The organism is Leifsonia sp. 22587 (assembly GCF_052044215.1).
In the GTDB taxonomy this organism is placed as follows: Bacteria; Actinomycetota; Actinomycetes; order Actinomycetales; family Microbacteriaceae; genus Leifsonia; species Leifsonia shinshuensis_C.
This window is the reverse complement of record NZ_JBQENB010000003.1, coordinates 287,407-305,357: the sequence shown is the minus strand read 5'-3', so window position 1 is coordinate 305,357 and position 17,951 is coordinate 287,407. Positions and strand designations below refer to the sequence as shown.

Annotated in this window: 17 protein-coding genes; 6 read left to right on the top strand and 11 right to left on the bottom strand. The window is 68.0% G+C overall.

The features are described from left to right. Positions 1 to 23: 23 nt before the first annotated feature. From rplI to ACTJI1_RS13600, 5 genes are all read right to left on the bottom strand, one after another. Positions 24 to 476: a 50S ribosomal protein L9 gene (rplI, locus tag ACTJI1_RS13620; protein WP_440743054.1), complete on the bottom strand. Its 453-nt coding sequence runs from the start codon at positions 474 to 476 to the stop codon at positions 24 to 26. 11 nt (positions 477 to 487) lie between these two features. Beyond that, on the bottom strand, positions 488 to 751 hold the full coding sequence (rpsR, locus tag ACTJI1_RS13615) for a 30S ribosomal protein S18 (RefSeq protein ID WP_018189012.1): 264 nt from the start codon (positions 749 to 751) through the stop codon (positions 488 to 490). A gap of 81 nt (positions 752 to 832) precedes the next feature. Then, positions 833 to 1,345: a single-stranded DNA-binding protein gene (locus ACTJI1_RS13610; protein ID WP_310132637.1), complete on the bottom strand. Its 513-nt coding sequence runs from the start codon at positions 1,343 to 1,345 to the stop codon at positions 833 to 835. Between the two features lie 4 nt (positions 1,346 to 1,349). Continuing rightward, on the bottom strand, positions 1,350 to 1,721 hold the full coding sequence (rpsF, locus tag ACTJI1_RS13605; RefSeq protein WP_018189014.1) for a 30S ribosomal protein S6: 372 nt from the start codon (positions 1,719 to 1,721) through the stop codon (positions 1,350 to 1,352). Between the two features lie 257 nt (positions 1,722 to 1,978). Continuing rightward, entirely contained in the window at positions 1,979 to 3,403 is a 1,425-nt protein-coding gene (locus ACTJI1_RS13600; RefSeq protein ID WP_440743053.1) for a CCA tRNA nucleotidyltransferase, read from the bottom strand. A gap of 95 nt (positions 3,404 to 3,498) precedes the next feature. Between ACTJI1_RS13600 and ACTJI1_RS13595 the strand changes: the two genes are divergently transcribed. From ACTJI1_RS13595 to ACTJI1_RS13570, 6 genes are all read left to right on the top strand, one after another. Continuing rightward, positions 3,499 to 5,784, top strand: a complete 2,286-nt coding sequence (locus ACTJI1_RS13595; protein WP_440743052.1) for a DUF6049 family protein — start codon at positions 3,499 to 3,501, stop codon at positions 5,782 to 5,784. Beyond that, positions 5,777 to 7,384, top strand: a complete 1,608-nt coding sequence (gene murJ, locus ACTJI1_RS13590) for a murein biosynthesis integral membrane protein MurJ (RefSeq protein WP_440743051.1) — start codon at positions 5,777 to 5,779, stop codon at positions 7,382 to 7,384. The genes ACTJI1_RS13595 and murJ overlap by 8 nt, the downstream gene beginning before the upstream one ends. An 82-nt stretch (positions 7,385 to 7,466) precedes the next feature. Beyond that, complete coding sequence (gene trxB, locus ACTJI1_RS13585) at positions 7,467 to 8,453, top strand: thioredoxin-disulfide reductase (RefSeq protein ID WP_310132646.1); 987 nt, start codon at positions 7,467 to 7,469, stop codon at positions 8,451 to 8,453. A 14-nt stretch (positions 8,454 to 8,467) separates the two neighbouring features. After that, positions 8,468 to 8,794 carry a thioredoxin gene (gene trxA / locus ACTJI1_RS13580; protein WP_440743050.1) on the top strand — a complete coding sequence of 109 codons (327 nt, stop codon included), beginning with the start codon at positions 8,468 to 8,470 and terminating at the stop codon, positions 8,792 to 8,794. A gap of 138 nt (positions 8,795 to 8,932) precedes the next feature. Further along, a complete protein-coding gene (locus ACTJI1_RS13575; protein WP_310132648.1) occupies positions 8,933 to 10,258 on the top strand; it encodes an aminotransferase-like domain-containing protein in 1,326 nt (441 codons plus the stop codon). A gap of 42 nt (positions 10,259 to 10,300) precedes the next feature. After that, complete coding sequence (locus tag ACTJI1_RS13570; protein ID WP_440743049.1) at positions 10,301 to 11,257, top strand: D-alanine--D-alanine ligase family protein; 957 nt, start codon at positions 10,301 to 10,303, stop codon at positions 11,255 to 11,257. On the opposite strand, the gene ACTJI1_RS13565 is transcribed toward ACTJI1_RS13570, so the two are convergent. From ACTJI1_RS13565 to yidD, 6 genes are all read right to left on the bottom strand, one after another. Beyond that, positions 11,234 to 12,232, bottom strand: coding sequence for a ParB/RepB/Spo0J family partition protein (locus ACTJI1_RS13565; protein ID WP_440743048.1), 999 nt, complete (start codon positions 12,230 to 12,232; stop codon positions 11,234 to 11,236). The two genes, ACTJI1_RS13570 and ACTJI1_RS13565, sit on opposite strands and share 24 nt — an antisense overlap. After that, entirely contained in the window at positions 12,232 to 13,128 is an 897-nt protein-coding gene (locus tag ACTJI1_RS13560) for a ParA family protein (RefSeq protein WP_396427089.1), read from the bottom strand. The genes ACTJI1_RS13565 and ACTJI1_RS13560 overlap by 1 nt, the downstream gene beginning before the upstream one ends. A gap of 2,296 nt (positions 13,129 to 15,424) precedes the next feature. After that, on the bottom strand, positions 15,425 to 16,051 hold the full coding sequence (rsmG, locus tag ACTJI1_RS13555) for a 16S rRNA (guanine(527)-N(7))-methyltransferase RsmG (RefSeq protein WP_440743047.1): 627 nt from the start codon (positions 16,049 to 16,051) through the stop codon (positions 15,425 to 15,427). A gap of 14 nt (positions 16,052 to 16,065) precedes the next feature. Then, on the bottom strand, positions 16,066 to 16,626 hold the full coding sequence (locus ACTJI1_RS13550; RefSeq protein WP_440743046.1) for a Jag family protein: 561 nt from the start codon (positions 16,624 to 16,626) through the stop codon (positions 16,066 to 16,068). 13 nt (positions 16,627 to 16,639) lie between these two features. Then, a complete protein-coding gene (gene yidC, locus ACTJI1_RS13545) occupies positions 16,640 to 17,605 on the bottom strand; it encodes a membrane protein insertase YidC (RefSeq protein ID WP_310132662.1) in 966 nt (321 codons plus the stop codon). Between the two features lie 9 nt (positions 17,606 to 17,614). Continuing rightward, a complete protein-coding gene (yidD, locus tag ACTJI1_RS13540) occupies positions 17,615 to 17,941 on the bottom strand; it encodes a membrane protein insertion efficiency factor YidD (protein ID WP_310132664.1) in 327 nt (108 codons plus the stop codon). Positions 17,942 to 17,951 lie beyond the last annotated feature (10 nt).

The following is a 17,951-nucleotide window of genomic DNA, read 5'->3' as shown; positions in this document are numbered from 1 at the left end:
CCGCTACACTTTCGCGTGTTTGCCTACTTGGCAGCGACCACCTGGAGGGAGATCACGGCCGAGAGGTCGTCGTGCAGACGCACGGTCGCCTCGTGGTCGCCGACCACCTTGATGGGGTTCGGGAGCTCGATCTTGCGCTTGTCGAGCTCGCCGATGCCGGCCGCCTTGACGGCCTCCGCGACATCGCCGGTCTTGACCGAACCGAACAGACGGCCCTCGCGGCCCGCCTTGACGGTCAGCTTGACCTTGGTCGCCTCGAGCTTGGCCTTGAGGTCCTGGGCCTGCTCGACGGTGTGCAGCTCGCGAGCGGCACGGGCCGCCTTGATCTGCTCGACCTGCTTCTCGCCACCACGGCTCCACGCGATCGCGAAGCCCTGCGGGACGAGGTAGTTACGGGCGTAGCCGTTCTTGACGTCGACGACGTCACCGGCCGAGCCGAGGCCGGTGACCTCGTGCGTGAGAATAACCTTCGACATGTCGTTTCTCCTTAGCGGCCAGAGCCGGCGTAGGGGAGGAGCGCCATCTCGCGCGCGTTCTTGACCGCGCGGGCGATGAGGCGCTGCTCCTGGACGGAGACACCGGTGATCCGGCGAGCGCGGATCTTTCCACGCTCCGAGATGAACTTCCGAAGGGTGGCGACGTCCTTGTAATCGATGACGCCGACGCGAACGGACTTCGCGGGGGCGGCGTTCTTGCCGTCCTTGCCCTTGCGGATCGGCTTGCGGCGGTCGCCGCTCGACTTTCCAGCCATGGTTTCCTTTGCTTTCCGCCCGTCCCGGCGCTGGGCCGGCGGGCTGATGATGTGTGCCCCTCGTCCGAGAGGCGAGTCTCGTTAGAAGGGGGTCTCGTCGTTGTAGGAGCCCGGAGTGTTCCAGACATCCGCACCGGCGGACGGGTCGGCCGGAGCCGAAGCCGCCCACGGCTCCTCGACGGCGGGTGAACCGCCACCGAAACCACCCTGGCCGCGTCCTCCGCCGGAGGACTGCGTACGGGTGATCTGAGCGGTGGCGTAGCGCAGCGACGGGCCGATCTCATCGATCTCGAGCTCGATGCTGGTGCGCTTCTCGCCTTCCTTCGTCTCGTAGGAGCGCTGCTTCAGCCGGCCCTGCGCGATGACGCGCGACCCCTTGGTCAGCGAACCCGCGACGTGCTCCGCGAACTCGCGCCAGACGCTGGCGCGGAGGAACAGAGCCTCGCCGTCCTTCCACTCGTTCGCCTGACGGTCGAACGTGCGGGGGGTGGACGCGATGGTGAAGTTGGCGACTGCCAGCCCGTTCTGCGTGTAGCGCAGCTCGGGATCGGCGGTGAGGTTTCCCACCACGGTGATGACGGTCTCGCCGGCCATGGGACTAGGCGCCGGCCTTCTCGGAGGTGGCGGCCTTGCGGGCGGCCTTCTCGTCGGCGCGCTTCTGAGCGGCGGCGACCTGGGCGATCGCCTCCTCGGCGCGGAGGACCTTGGTGCGCATGACGGCCTCGCTGAGCTTCAGCTGACGGTCGAGCTCCTTGGTCGTGTCGCCCTCAGCGGTGAGCTGGACGACGGCGTAGATGCCCTCGGACTTCTTGTTGATCTCGTAAGCCAGGCGACGACGTCCCCAGATGTCGACGTTGTCGATCGTTCCACCGTCGTTACGGACGACGTTGAGGAACTTGTCAAGGCTCGGAGCCACGGTGCGCTCATCGATCTCGGGATCGAGGATGACCATCAACTCGTACTGATGCATGACTAACCCACCTCCTCTGGTCTCAGCGGCTGCAGACGTTCTGCAGCAGGAGGGTGTCATAGACGTGCCCAGGGCAGGACTCTGCCCGGGCAACTTCCCTAGCGTAACGGATGCGGGTGCGGGACGCCAGCCGGCGGTGATCTCGGTCATGCCTCCACTCTCGCGAGGACGGGGCCCTGCCGAGGCGCCGACGCCGGATCAGTGGAGAAGACGCTACTGCGCCCGGTTGTGGACGAGTCGGTGCGCGAGACGGCGCGTCAGCGCTCCTCCCACCAGGCGAGCAGGCGGCGCGTCGCCTCCTCCTCACCGAGGGGGCCTTCGTCGAGCCGGAGCTCCAGCAGGTACTTCATCGCCTGTCCCACCTCACGGCCCGGCCGCAGGCCCAGGATGCTCATCACCTGTTCGCCGTTGAGGTCGGGCCGGACGGCCTCCAGCTGCTCGCGCTCCTGCAGCTCCCGGATGCGGGCCTCCAGGTCGTCGTAGGCGAAGCCGAGCCGGTCGGCCTTCCGCCGGTTGCGCGTGGTCACGTCCGCACGGGTCAGCATGTGCAGTCGCTCGAGCTCGGGGCCGGCGTCCCTCACGTAGCGGCGCACCGCCGAGTCGGTCCATTGGGCGTCGGCGTAGCCGAAGAAGCGGAGGTGCAACTCGATGAGGCGCGCGACGGCGTCGATGGTGGCCTTGTCGAAGCGGAGCGCCGTCAGGCGCTTCTTCGCGAGCTTCGCCCCGACGATGTCGTGATGGTAGAAGCTGACCGCGCCGCCCGGCTCGAACCGGCGCGTCGCGGGCTTGCCGATGTCGTGGAGGATGGCGGCCAGCCGCAGCACCAGGTCGGGCGCCTCGCCCGGGTGCCGCTCCTTCTCGTACCCGATCGCCTGGTCGAGCACCGTGAGGCTGTGCTGGTAGACGTCCTTGTGGTGGTGGTGCTCGTCCGCCTCGAGCCGCAGGGCCGGGATCTCGGGCACGACGAGCTCGGCCAGCCCGGTCTCGACGAGCAGCTCCAACCCGGCGCGGGGCTCGTCGGCCATCAGCAGCTTGCTGAGCTCGTCGCGGATGCGCTCCGCGCTCACGATCTCGATCCGGTCGGCCATGGCGCTCATCGCCTCGCGCGTCTCGTCGTCGACCGTGAATCCGAGTTGCGCGGTGAACCGGGCGGCGCGCATCATCCGCAGCGGATCGTCCCCGAACGAGATCTGCGGGGTGCTGGGCGTGCGGAGCACTCCGGCGAGGAGGTCCTCCACACCACCGGACGGATCGACCAGCCGCACCTCGGGCAGTCGCAGCGCCAGCGCGTTCACGGTGAAGTCCCGGCGCAGCAGGTCGCCCTCGAGGGTGTTGCCGAACTCGACCTCGGGCTTCCGTGTGGTGCCGTCGTAGCTGTCGCTGCGGTAGGTGGTTATCTCGACCGTGTCGTCGCCGAGACGGGCGCCGATCGTGCCGTACTTACGACCCACGTCCCAGACGGCGTCGGCGATCGGACCGACGATGCGCAGGATGTCGTCGGGCCGGGCATCGGTCGTGAAGTCGAGATCGTGGACCGCGCGCCCGAGGAGCGCGTCACGGACGGGCCCGCCGACCAGGGCGAGCTCGTGCCCCGCGGCCTCGAAAGCGTCGGCCAGGCGGGCGACCGAGGGCGTGCGTGCCAGGTCGCCGAGGCGTTCGAGGGATTCGGCGACGCTCTGCATGGTGCCCCAGTTTAACGGCCCCGCTGGCCGGGCTCTCAGGGGGTGGCCTCTAGAATCGTCGTCATGGAGGCCGAGTCGGGATCGCGCGTCGACGCATGAGCGCAGTCCCCTCCACCCTCCGGAAGGGTGCGCGGCTCCGCGCCCGCCTGCGGGTGCTGGCGGCGGCTCTGACGGTCGGCGCCCTCGCAGCCGCGACCGCGGCGACGGGCGCAGCGGCACCCGCAGGCGCCGCGACACCGAGCCCGACGCCCACCGCATCCTCCAGCGGCACGGCGCTCACCGCGAGCGTCACGGCGGACGAGGGCGGCGTCCTGTCGCCGGGCAAAGACCTCGGCGTCTCGGTGACGGTCTCCAATCCGACCGACCAGGCGTTCGCATCCGGAACCGTGACGCTCTGGACCGACCCCGCTGCACAGGAGAACCGCAAGGCCCTGACGGAGTGGCTCGCGGGCACCGGTGAGCCGGCGAACGCCGTCGCGGTCGGCCAGGCCCAGCTGAACACCCTCGAGCCGGGTTCGAGTACGGTCGTGCGGGTCGCCGCGCCGGCCGCGTCCCTCCCGTTCGCCGGCCGCACCACGTCCGGCGTGTTCGGGATCGGCGCCTCCGTCACGATCGGATCGGCCGGCGCGCAGGCCCGCGGCTCCGTGGTCTGGTACCCCGGGGGAGCGGCCAAGCAGGCCAGCGTGAACGTCGTCATGCCGATCGTCACCCCGCCGGGGTCGGACGGGTTGATCGCGGCCGACGACCTGGCGACCTACACGGCGCCGAACGGCATCCTGACCCGCGAGCTGGACGGCCTCACCGGGCACACCACCGTGACGGTCGGGATCGACCCGATGATCATCGCGTCGATCCGGGTGCTGGGCAACGCCGCTCCGGCGAGCGCCATCGACTGGCTGACGCGGCTGTCCGAGCTGCCGAACGACACCTTCTCTCTCGGTTACGCGGATGCGGACGCCGTCGGCCAGCTCCAGGCGGGTCTCCCCGCGCCGCTGCCGCCGACGTCCCTCGCCTACGCCATCGACCCGAAGAACTTCACGCCCCAGCCCACCCCGGTGGGCGAGCCGTCGACGGCCACCGCGACCCCCTCTCCCAAGGCGACCACGCCGACACCGACCCCGACGGCGACGCCCGGACCGGTCATCCCCGACCTGAACGCCCTGCTCGCCTGGGACTACACGCTCACCGGGATCAGCTGGCCCGGCGACAAGACCGTCCGGCGCGCCGACCTCGCACCGCTCGCCGCCGCGGGGCTGAAGACCACCATCCTGTCGGGCAGCAACACCAACGCCGCCGACCTCGGCTCGACGCCCAACGCTCCGATCGCCGCGGGTGACGACCGTCTGGTGTCGTCCGATCAGCGGCTCAGCGACGCGTTGCGGCAGGCGATCTCCGCGCCGAGCGACGTCGCCTGGAACTCCGCGATGTCCAAGGTGAACGCCCAGCTGGAGCTGATCAATCAGGAGTCGGGCGACCCGCGGCGTCTGCTCGTGGCACTGGACCGCTCGTGGCCGTCGAGCGGCACGCAGCTCGAGCGGACCCTCAATGCGCTGTTCTCGTCGCCGTGGTCGACGCCGGCGTCGTTCGCGACCGTCAAGGACACCACGCCGACCTCCGGTCTCGATCTGGTCGACTCCCCGGAGTCCGCACAGCGGATCACCGACATCCGCGCTCTCATCGAAGACGAGGGGGCGCTCGGCCAGTTCGCCACGGTCCTCGACGACCCGACCCGGCTCACCGGCCGCACCCGCGCGGACCTCCTGACGTTGCTCGCCGTCTCGTGGCTCAACCCGCGCGCCGACTGGCCTGCGGCGGTGACCGCCGAGCGCGCCGCGACCGTCAAGACGCTCCACTCCATCCGCATCCTCCCGACGGAGAACGTCAACCTGGTGAGCGCGCAGGGATCGATCCCGTTCACCGTGAGCAACGGGCTACCGGGTGACGCGGTTACGGTCGTGCTGGCCGCCTCGCCCTCGAACAGCCGGCTCGAGGTCGACCAGTCGACGACCAAGCGCATCCCGCAGGACTCCCGTGCGACGGTTCTGATCCCGGTGAAGGCCAAGGTCGGCAACGGCCAGGTCGTGCTCTCACTGCATCTCTACAGCCCGACCGGCGTGCCGATCGGCGACCCCACCACGGTGACGGTGGATGTTCACGCCGACTGGGAGGGCATCGGCGCGCTGATCTTCGGCGTGCTGCTGGTGCTGCTCTTCGGCTTCGGGATCGTGCGCAACATCCTGCGCCGGCGCCGCTCGCGGGACGGCGGCGACGATGTAACCGGGTCGGACGGTTCCGCCGTGACCGACACCGAGAACGACAACCAGACCGAGCCGGCCGCGCCCGCGACGTCAGCCACCCCCGAGGAGCGCCCCGGTGGCTAGCGTCGGACGCGCCAGCGCGATGCTCGCCTCCGGCACGCTGGTCTCCCGCCTCCTCGGCTTCGCCAAGGCCTGGCTGCTGGTGCAGGCGATCGGGGTCGTCACCTTCGCCGCGAACGCCTACGGCACCGCGACGATCGTCCCCAACAGCATCTACGCGATCATCGCGCAGGGCATCCTCAACGCCATCCTGGTGCCGCAGATCGTCCGCGCGTCCGTGAACGCCGACGGCGGCCGCGCGTACATCAACAAGCTGGTCACGCTCGGGATGGTCGTCTTCGCCGCGGTGGCGGTGGTCGCGACGTTCCTGGCGCCCGTCCTCGTCTCGCTGTTCGGCATCCCGGCAGCGCAGAAGGACCTCGCGACGGCTTTCGCGTACTGGTCGCTGCCGCAGATCTTCTTCCTCGGGCTGTACACGCTCCTCGGCGAGGTGCTCAACGCCCGCAAGTCGTTCGGGCCGTTCACCTGGGCGCCCGTGATCAACAACATCGTCGCCATCGCGACGCTGCTCGCGTTCATCCTCGCGTTCGGCTCGGCCGCGTCGGGTCGGCACGGCAGCGACTGGTCGTTCGGGATGATCGCCTTGCTCGCGGGCGGAGCGACCCTGGGCGTGGCCGTGCAGGCGCTCATCCTCTTCGTCTTCTGGCGACGTGTCGGGCTGCGCTTCCGCTTCGACTTCGGCTGGCGAGGCGTCGACCTCGGCACCGCCGGCAAGGCGGCGGGGTGGACGTTCGCCATGCTGATCGCGACCCAGGTCGCGGGTCTGATCGAGACCAACGTGTCGAACTCGGCGGGCGAGGGCTACGCCGGACCGTTCGCCATGCAGAACGCCTGGCTCATCTTCATGCTGCCGCACGGCATCATCGCGGTCTCGATCGTCACCGCGTTCTACACACGGATGGCGGAGCACGCCCACCGCGGATCGATCACCGAGTTCCGCGAGGACTTCTCGGCCGCCGCGCGATCGATCATGCTGCTCATCGTCTTCTCGTCGGCCGCCCTCATCGTCACCGCGTTCCCCGTCGCGCGGGTGTTCACATCCGACTACCAGGCGCTCGGTCTCGTGCTCATCGCGTACCTGGTCGGCCTCGTCCCGTTCTCGCTGGTGTTCATGGCCCAGCGTGCCTTCTACTCGCTCGGCGACACGCGCACACCGTTCTTCTTCACCCTGGCGCAGGTCGTGGTGATCGTCGCGGGCGTCCTGCTGTGCTTCCTGGTACCGCCCGGCATCCGTGCGGCCTCGGTCGCGCTGGTCGTCTCCATCGCCAGCTTCGTGCAGGCGGCGCTCGCCTTCTGGTTGCTCCGGCGGCGCACCGGGGGAGTGGACGGCGGCCGCATCCTCGCGTCGCTGTGGCGTTTCGTGGTCGCCGCGCTGGCGTCGATCGCCGCGGGAGCCGGCTTCCTCGTCATCCTGGGCGGAGTGGGTGCGGGAGCATTCCCGGTCAGCGGTCCGATCGCCGCGGTCATCGCCACGGCCGTCGTCGGCGTGGTCATGCTGATCGTCTACGTGGGCTTCCTCGTCATCCTGCGTTCGCCCGATCTGGAGAGCGGATTGGCGCCCATCCTGAACCGCGCCGGACGGCGTTCGCGCGCGCCCAGGTGACAGGAATAGCATCCGCCTAGGATGTGTTCTACAGGTCGACGCCTCCAGACGAAGGCGTCGTGACAGCTCAAGGAGTTCCGCCGTGCGGCAGATCATCATCATCGGTTCCGGCCCTGCCGGATACACCGCGGCCATCTACGCGGCCCGCGCCAACCTGAAGCCGCTGCTGATCGCCTCCTCGGTCGAGGCGGGCGGTGAGCTCATGAACACCACCGAGGTCGAGAACTTCCCGGGCTTCCCGGAGGCCGTCATGGGCCCCGACCTCATGTTCAAGATGCAGGCGCAGGCCGAGAAGTTCGGCACCGAGATCGTGCTCGACGACGTCGTGTCGGTCGACCTGACCGGCGAGGTCAAGAAGGTCACCCTCGGCTCGGGAGCGGTCCACGAGGCCCTCGCGGTGATCTTCGCCACCGGCTCGGCGTACCGCAAGCTCGGACTCGCCGACGAGGAGCGACTCTCCGGACACGGCGTCTCCTGGTGCGCCACCTGTGACGGATTCTTCTTCCGCCAGCGCACGATCGCCGTCGTCGGCGGCGGCGACTCCGCGATGGAGGAGGCCACCTTCCTCACGCGCTTCGCCGACAAGGTCTACGTCATCCACCGCCGCGACTCGCTGCGCGCGTCCAAGATCATGCAGGACCGCGCCTTCGCGAACGACAAGATCGAGTTCATCTGGAACTCGGAGGTCGTGGCGATCGGCGGCGACGAGCAGGTGCAGAACGTCACGCTCCGCAACCTGGTCACCGGCGAGCAGAGCGAGCTGCAGCTCCACGGGCTGTTCATCGCCATCGGCAACGACCCGCGCGTCCACCTCGTGCACGGCCAGCTCGACCTGACCGCCGAGGGTACCATCGCGGTGGATGGCCGCAGCTCGAAGACCAACCTCCCCGGCGTCTTCGCGGCAGGCGACGTCATCGACCCGACCTACCGTCAGGCGGTCACCGCTGCGGCGTCCGGTACGGTCGCCGCGCTCGACGCGGAGCACTACCTGACCACGCTTCCCCAGAACTTGCTCGACAGCGCGGCGGATGGCGCGTCGGGTGACCTCGAACTCACGACCACCGCATAAGGAGATACAAGAAAATGTCAGCAGCACGTTCGGTCACGGACGCCAGCTTCGAGCAGGACGTCCTCAACAGCGAGAAGACCATTCTGGTGGACTTCTGGGCTGAGTGGTGTGGTCCGTGTCGCGCGGTCGGTCCGATCCTCGACCAGATCGCCTCCGAGCACTCCGACAAGATCGAGATCGTCAAGCTCAACGTCGACGAGAACCCGCAGACCGCTGCGAAGTACCAGATCACCTCCATCCCCGCGATGAAGGTCTACCAGGGTGGCGAGGTCGTCAAGACCGTCATCGGCGCCAAGCCGAAGCCCGCCCTCGAGGCCGACCTGGCCGCCTACCTGGCGTAGCGCGACCCGTCCTCTTCAGACCCGTCCGGCGCTCACCCGCCGGGCGGGTCTTTTTCGTACCCACGGCGGTCCACCGATTTTCTCCGCGGCGGGCCGTCCCCATAGCATTGCTGAACGGCAGACGAACGGAACCCACACGTGATCGAACAGGGCTCCCCGCAGCAGCGGGGCAACAATCTGGACCCGTGGTATCACCACTACGCGCAGCGTACGAGCGGCCTGGCCGCCAGTGAGGTCCGAGCCCTGTTCGCCGTCGCCAGCCGGCCCGAAGTGGTCTCGCTGGCCGGCGGCATGCCGTTCGTCTCCGCCCTCCCGCAAGACCTGGTCGTCGGTGCGATGGACCGGGTCATGCGCGAGCAGGGCGCCGTCGCCCTCCAGTACGGCTCCGGTCAGGGCGTCCCGGCCCTGCGTGAGCAGATCCTCGACGTGATGGCGCTGGAGGGCATCAGCGGCAGCGCGGACGACGTCGTCGTGACGACGGGGTCGCAGCACGCGCTGGAACTGTTCAGCAAGCTCTTCATCGACCCGGGCGACGTCGTGCTGGCTGAGGGGCCCAGCTACGTCACCGCCATGGTCATCTTCAAGTCGTACCAGGCGGAGGTCGACCACGTCCCGATGGATGAGCACGGCCTCATCCCGGAGGCGCTGCGCGAGCACATCGCCCGGCTCAAGGCGGCCGGACGTCGGGTGAAGTTCCTCTACACGGTGCCGACGTTCCACAACCCAGCGGGAGTCACCCTCACCTGGGAGCGGCGGCTGGAGATCCTCGAGATCGCGCGTCAGAACGACATCCTGGTGCTCGAGGACAACCCGTACGGCCTGCTGTACTTCGACCAGAAGCCGCCCGCTGCGATGCGGTCGGTCGAGAAGGACGGCGTCGTCTACCTCGGCACGTTCTCGAAGACTCTCGCGCCCGGATTCCGGGTGGGATGGGCGCTCGCCCCGCACGCCATCCGGGAGAAGCTGATCCTCGCCAACGAGGCCGCCGTGCTGAGCCCCAGCTCGTTCAGTCAGCTCGTGATCTCCGAGTACCTGCGCGACGCGGACTGGAAGGGGCAGATCGACACCTTCCGCGGCGTCTACCGGGAGCGCAAGGAGGCGATGATCCAGGCGCTGCAGGAGCACCTGCCCGAGCTGAGCTGGACGGACCCGAACGGCGGCTTCTACGTCTGGGTGACCCTTCCGCCGCACCTCGACTCGAAGGCGATGCTGCCGCGGGCGGTCACCGAGCTCGTCGCGTACACGCCGGGGACGGCCTTCTACGCGGACGGGTCCGGGGCTCAGAACATCCGGCTCTCCTTCTGCTATCCGACCCCCGAGAACATCCGCGTGGGTGTCCGCCGCCTCGCGAACGTCATCGGGGGAGAGCAGGACCTGCTGGAGACCTTCGCCGGCACCGGAAACCTCGAAGCGGCGTCCCGCCGCAGCCGGACGAGCGCGAACCCGCCCACCGATCTGCGCTGACCGCGCCGCCGTAGACGCATGGATGACGAGAAAGGCCTGATCATGGCTGAAAACGAAGCACTGGACATCGTCGTGCTCGCCGGCGGGATCTCGCATGAGCGCGACATCTCGCTCCGCAGCGGCCGACGCGTCGCCGACGGCCTCAACGGCCTGGGGCACCGCGTCACCCTCCGAGACCCGGACGCTTCGCTGCTGGCCTTCCTGAACGAGTCGAGGCCTGCTGTGGTCTGGCCGGCGCTGCATGGAGCGAGCGGTGAGGACGGCGCGCTGCGTGGTCTCCTCGAGCTCACCGGCGTGCCGTTCGTCGGCTCCCGCGCCGACGCCTCGCGTCTCGCCTGGTCCAAGCCGACCGCGAAGACCGTCGTGGAGCGGGCCGGCGTGGCGACCCCGCGCTCGGTGACGCTGCCGCAGGAGACCTTCCGCGAGCTCGGCGCCGGGAGCGTGCTGGAGACGGTCCTCGCGGGATTCGACCTGCCGCTCGTCGTGAAGCCGGCCCAGGGAGGCTCGGCGCAGGGCGTCACGATCGTGGCGACCGCCGAGGAGCTTCCGCGCGCGATGGTGGATGCGTACACCTACTCCGACGTGGCGCTCATCGAGCAGAAGGTGGAGGGTGTGGAGGTGTCCGTCGCCGTCATCGACGTCGGCGAGGGCCCCGAAGCGCTTCCCGCGGTGGAGATCGAGCCGGTCGACGGCGCCTACACGTTCGATGCGCGGTACAACGCGGGGGAGACCCGCTTCTATGTCCCCGCGCGGCTGGATTCCGCGGTCGGCGCAGCCGTGGCCTACGCGGCCACGAAGGCGCACATCGCGCTGGGCCTGCGGCATCTGTCGCGTATCGACCTGATCGTGGATGCCGCCGGGACCCCGTGGTTCCTCGAGGCGAACGTGCTCCCCGGGCTCACCGAGACGTCGATCATGCCGCAGGCGATCGCCGCCGCGGGGCGGGAGACCGGCGAGGTCTACGCCGCGCTTGCGTCAGCTGCCATCGCGGACGCCTGACACTTCTGGTGGGGTGAAGCTCGGCTGACCCAGCTCGTCGAGGATCCTGTTGAGGTCCTGGATCGTCGCGAAATCCACCACGATCTGGCCTTTTCGTGCTCCCAGGGTGATCTTGACGCGCGTGTTCAGGCGGTCGCCCAGCGTGCCGGCGATCTCGTCCAGGTGGCCGCGGTGACGTCCCGCGGTGGCCTTGGTCCGTGCAGGCTTCGGCGTCTTGCTGGCGGCCGCCTCTGCCTGGCGGACGGACAGATCCTCGTTGACGATCTTGTCGGCGAGCCGGAGCATCGCCTCGTGGTCGTCGCCGAGCGACAGGATGGCCCGCGCGTGGCCCGCGCTGAGCACGCCGGCCGCCACCCGGGTCTGCACCGCTGCCGGCAGCTTCAGGAGGCGGATCGTGTTGGTGATCTGCGGCCGTGAGCGGCCGATCTTCGCGGCCAGCTCCTCCTGCGTGATACCGAAGTCGGCGAGGAGTTGCTGGTAGGCCGAAGCCTCCTCGAGCGGGTTCAGCTGGCTCCGGTGGAGGTTCTCGAGGAGCGCATCCCGGAGCATGTCCTCGTCGGCGGTGTCCTTGACGACCGCCGGGATCGTCTCCAGGCCGAGTTCCTTCGTCGCGCGGAGTCGACGCTCGCCCATGATGAGCTCGTAGCGTCCCGGCTCGTCGGGGAGCGGTCGCACCACGACCGGCTGCAGCACGCCGACCTCGCGGATGCTGGCGACGAGCTCGTCGAGCGCCTCCCGGTCGAACTCGGTTCGCGGCTGCACGCGGTTGGGCACGATGTCGTCGGGGGAGATGCTGGCGAGTCGTGCGCCCGGCACGGCCACCAGGTCGTCGGGACGCTCGGCCACAGCTACCGCCGAGCCACCGAGCCCGGCGGTGTTGTCGGGGAAGAAGACGTCCACCGGCCGAGTGCTCTGGTCGCTGGTGGGGATCAGGGCGCCGATGCCTCGGCCCAGTCCGGTGCGCTTCGCTGCCATTAGCGGGGTACTCCTCTGCGTGCGATCTCCGCGGCCGCTTCCATGTAGGAGAGCGATCCACTGGAGTTGGTGTCGTAGCTGATGACGCTCTGTCCGTAGCTCGGTGCTTCGGAGATGCGGACGGAGCGGGGGATGATCGTGTCGAGCACCTCGTTGGGGAAGTGCTCGCGGACGTCCGCCGCGACCTGGTGGGCCAGGTTAGTGCGGGAGTCGTACATCGTGAGCAGGATCGTCGACACGCGGAGCTTGGGGTTGAGGTGCCGCTCGATGAGCTGGATGTTCTTGAGCAGCTGGCTCAGCCCCTCGAGCGCGTAGTACTCGCACTGGATGGGGATGAGCACCTCCGTGGCTGCGACGAAGGCGTTGATCGTCAGCAGGCCCAGCGACGGCGGGCAGTCGATCAGGACGTAGTCGATGTCGTACTCGTCGAGGAACCGGTCGAGAGCACGGGACAGCCGCTGCTCACGGGCGACCATCGACACGAGCTCGATCTCCGCGCCGGCGAGGTCGATCGTGGCGGGGATGACGAACAGCCCGTCGAATTCGGGGCTCTTCTGGATGACGTCCTCGAGCTCCCTGTCGTTCACGACGACGTCGTAGACGCTGGGCGTGCCTTCCCGATGCTCGACACTGAGCGCCGTGGATGCGTTGCCCTGCGGATCCAGGTCGATGACGAGCACCCGCGCGCCCGACTTCGCGAGTGCGGCACTCAGGTTGACCACGGTCGTGGTCTTGCCGACCCCGCCCTTCTGGTTGGAGATCGTGAAGATGCGCGTCTTGGAGGGAAGGGGGAGGGTCGTTGCCGCGATCGCCTGGCGTCGGCGGGCCAGATTCGCGATCTCCTGGGCGAGCGGGGTGGTCCCGTCGAAGGTCGCGTCCTCAGTCATCGGCTCCATCTCGCTGTCGATCTCACCTACTCTGCCGCGGTCATCGTGGTGGGGTTGTTTCACGTGAAACCTCGTCGCTCTGTGGTGCTTTGCACCGGCTCTTGGTCGGTCGTTCGGCACACCCTCAGCGCACCCGTCGATCAACTCTAACTCGGATGCGAGACGCTTCCCGACGCGCCGCGCGCTGTGGCGACGCGGCTGATTGTGAGTTTGCGGCGGACTCACGTAGTACAGATCGGTGCGCGTCTTAGCCGTCACTTTTCCGTCGGCTCTGGTCTGCAGGTTCCGCGCATGGCGGCGGGGGAGTGGCTCTCGCGGTCGTGGCGCACCATCGCGCGAGACCCGCACCATTCGACCGTGTTTCACGTGAAACGCAGGGGTCGCCAGCGACTCCAAAGCGGAATTCCGGAGCGGGCGGCGGGGACGGGATTCCTGCACCCAGGGTGCTCACCCTGCGAGGCGTACAGAACACAGCGCGTTTCACGTGAAACGGAGGGGCATCCGGCGGCACCATAAAGCAGCTTCGGTGCAGGCGGCGGGAGAAAGGGCTGCACTGCTTATGGGGTGCCCACCGAGCGAGGCGTGCGCACTAGAGCGCGTTTCACGTGAAACGTCAGGGCCTTCGGGTGTTCCATGATGGAGCTCCCTGCAAGCGGGGTCGATCCAGTCCTGGCCCTATGTTCTGCACGCCAAGGACTGCTGCCTTAGGTGTGTTTCACGTGAAACGAAGGGATCTCAAGCGGCTTCGATGGAGGGCGCGCCGCAACTTTGAGCCTGGGCGCACAGCAGCTCGCTGTATCCCGCTAAGCGAGCGCACGGAAGTTTCGCCTAACCCTCTTCAGGCCTTCGCTCCGGCATCTGCGAAGCAAAGGTCCCGCTGGCCCGCTGTGCGCTGGCGCCCGACGTGGCTATTGTCGACGGACACTGCTGAGAGCGACGCGACCCACAGCGGCAAAGCCTGATCTTTCCGGCGGCGCCTCAGGTCGTATGCGGCACGGACGTCGGGAGAGGCACAAGCACCGACGGCGCGCGGCAGTCGCGGGCTGAATGATGCTGCCGCAGCAGCCCAGGAAAGGAGAGGCAAGTAGGGACGCATAATCTCCGTGGTCCGCGTGCCCGCCACAACAGGCGCGACGATGCCGCGGTGGGCTCTCACGAGGGCGATCGGGCGCTCGCCCACAGTCGTACCGACCGATTGGCCGCCTGCGCGAACCTTCTAGCGCTAGTTTCACGTGAAACCAAGCTCTCCGTGCTGACGTTCTTGGCGGATGATCGGACAGCGCGCGCCGGCACCCGCGTCGCATAGTTGGCCTCGACAGCAACCTGGCGAAACTGAACGCCTGTCGTGGCCGTAGGCCCGGAGGGGAGCCCGCCGTGGAATCCGGAGGGTACGTTTCACGTGAAACCGGGGCCGCGCCAGACAAGCGGGGTTGATGTGGACGCGGGGATATCGTCTCCTGCGCGTCGTGGCAGCCCGGTGGAGCGGAATTGCGCACTGCGAACGCTAGCTGAAGACACTTCAGCCACGCACCTAGCCAACGTGCCGCCGCCAGCATGCCGAGTTCCGCGGCGCAACAACCGGCATGCTCGCCGACCGCCCTGTACCTAGTCCGCAACCTCAAAGGCAGCGACCCCTTGGCTTGTTGCTGGCCTGCGCGCTAGTCAGCCAACGACCTCCGGCACACGCCTCCGACCCGATCTGGTGTGCGGTCGAGTCGAACTCGATGGCTGATCACGATCATGGGACCATCGCGACGCGCCCCGCTCAGAGTCGTCGCATGCGTCTCGATCCGGCACGGCGCATAGCGGAATCCGGGCGCCGACAGTTGCGTTCGTAGCTAGCTTGCCCGACCCCGGCGGTACCGCAGGGCCCGCCGGGGGAGTGCGCAGTTTTCACGTGAAGCCTCCGCCCTCACCCTGCTTCGTCCTATCCGGCAGAAACTACCGCCGCAGATTCCGGCGTCGATGACTGCATGGGCACATCAAGCCCCGCTGCAAACCCACGCGGTCTTTCCGTCGATGCACGCGGCGCACCCAGATGGTCGCACCCCAACATGCCGCGTCCAGAGCTCCGAGCGGAAGGCAAGAAGATCACCCGTGTCATCCGCATCAAGCCGGCTAGTCGCCATCAACCCCCCGCCCGACACTTCCTTTAGCAGCCACGAGAACCCGAATCGCCGCTCACGGGTCCCAAATTCGGGTCTCCGGCGAGCCGCAAGATGCCCGGAGAATCCCGCTCAGCGAACGGAAGCGCATGCTTCGGCGCGCCCAGAGGCATCCTAAGCGGCGCAGAGACGCGTCGCGATCAGCGAACAGTCGCCCGAATGACCCTCGTGGTCTCCGACAACAGGCCTTCGCCGAGTTCCAGAACCTCGATATCGTGCACCGCGTATTTGCGGATCTCCTTGCCGGCGGCTTCCACCTCGGCCGGAGCACCCGCACCCTTCATGAGGACGAGTTCGCCGCCGTCCCGAAGCAGGGGAGCGGTCAGCGGGAGGAGCTTACGGAACGCACTGACCGCGCGAGCCGTGACCTGGTCGAGCGGCTCGGACAGCCGCACATCCTCGGCGCGGTCTCGGACGACCCGCACATTCGTCAGACCCAGCTCGACGACCTGTTCATTCAGCCAGGCGATGCGCCGCTCCATCGGCTCGATGAGAACGAACGACACATCGGGACGCGCGATCGCCAGCACCAGACCGGGCAGGCCGGCGCCGCTACCGACATCACCGACGACGCCCGGACGCAGAAGCGGGGCGACAATTGCGCAGTTCAGGATGTGGCGTGACCACAGCCGCGGAAGCTCCAGTGGTCCGATCAGTCCTCGCTCTTCGCCCTGCTCAGCGAGGTTGCGAGTGAAGCGACGAGCAAGATCGATCCGATCGCCGAACAGAACGGCAGCGGCGGGCGGCTCGAGTTCGAGATCAGTCACAGTTTCACGTGAAACTACGCCGCGGTGATGACCGTGTGGCGGTCGCGGCCCTCGCCGTGCGAGGTCGAGACGTAGCCGCGCTCAGACACGATGTCGTGCACCAGCTTGCGCTCGTACGACGACATCGGCGGCAGCGCGGCCTCGGCAGCTCCCTCATCGAGGCGCGCGATCGCGCGGTCGACCAGCAGGCCCAGCTCGGCCTGACGGGCATCGCGCGAACCGGCGATGTCGAGGATCAGACGCGAGAAGCCACCGGTCTGGTTCTGAACGGCAAGTCGGGTGAGCTCCTGAAGCGCGGCGACGGTGTCCGGCTTCGCGAGGAGCGAGAGGTTCGAGCCCTCCTCGGCATTCACCGAGATGTAGGCGCGCCCGTTGCGGGTGTCGATGTCGATGTCGCCATCGATGTCTGCGATGTCGAGCAATTCCTCGATGTAGTCGGCGGCGATATCGCCTTCGCGGTCGAGGTCAGCCGGCGCGAGCTCGGTGCCCTCGGTCGATCCCTCGGACTCCTCGACGAGAACGTCGTTCTCGGCGGCGTCCACCGGCTCGGGGGAGGAGGTCTGCACGTCGGTCATCGGTGGGAGGTCCTTACTTTCCTGCCTGCTTCTTGGCACGCGTCTTGCTTACGGGCTGCACTCGCTGGGTCGGCTGCTTTTTCGGCTGCTCCTCCACGGTGAGCACCGTCGAGCCGTCCGCCTGAACCAGCTTGCCCTTTTTGGCCAGTCGGGCCTCGCGGGCCTTCGCCGCGTCCGATCCGGGAGTCGGCATGTTGCGGATCACCAGGAACTGCTGGCCCATGGTCCACAGGTTCGAGGTGAGCCAGTAGAACATGACGCCGAGCGGGAACGCGAAACCGGAGAAGAGGAACACGAAGGGGAGCAGGTACAGCAGGATGCGCTGCTGCTTGAACTGCGGGCTCGCCTTGGTCTCCGGCGACATGTTCTTGGAGACGATCTGCAGCTGCGTGAGGAACTGCGACCCCGTCATCAGGACAACCATAACGGCCGCTATGATCATGACGGCGACCTGCGGCGGGTTGGCGTTCATGGCGCCCTGGAAGCTCTGGTGCAGCGGGGCCACGCCGAAGAGGGTCGCGTTTCCGAACTGCTGCGCCAGCTCCTCGTTGAGCGGGCCGACGCCGGCGTGACCGCCCTGCGCTCCGTTGAGCACCTGGAAGAGCGAGAAGAACACAGGCATCTGCAGCAGCAGCGGCAGGCAGGAGCTCAGCGGGTTGGTGCCCGTCTTCTTATAGAGCTCCATCGTCTCGCGGGACATCGCCTCACGCGAGAACTGGTCCTTCTTACCCTTGTACTTGTCCTGGATCTTCTTCAGCTGGGGCGCGATCTCCAGCATCCGTCGCTGGTTCTTGATCTGCCGGACGAAGATCGGGATCAGCGCCGCACGGACCACGACCGTGAGGCCGACGATCGCCAGCACCCAGGTGATGCCCGCCGCCGGGTCGAGTCCCATCTGCGTGAACAGCCAGTGGAAGGCGACGAGGATCAGCTCCACGACCCATTTGATGGGCCAGAGGATGGTACCGATGATGTCCATGTGTTGTGGCTAAGCCCTTCGCTGGCTGATGACACTGTCGTGGGGTGCCACGACGAATCCAAACGGGGTGACCCGGTAACGCGGCTTCTTCGCCGGCGGGACGTCGTCGACTCCGCCCGCCGCCCACGGGTGGCAGCGCGCGATGCGCCGGATGCCGAGCACCGAGCCAACGATCACTCCGTGCTGCTGGATCGCCTGCAGGGCGTAGGCCGAGCACGACGGGTAGTAGCGGCAGACGTCGCCGTAGAGCGGGGAGATCACCGCGCGGTATGCACGCAGCACCAGCACTGCGGCATTCCGCGGCGCGAGGAGCACTGCTGCGAGCGCGGTGTTCATGGACGGACGA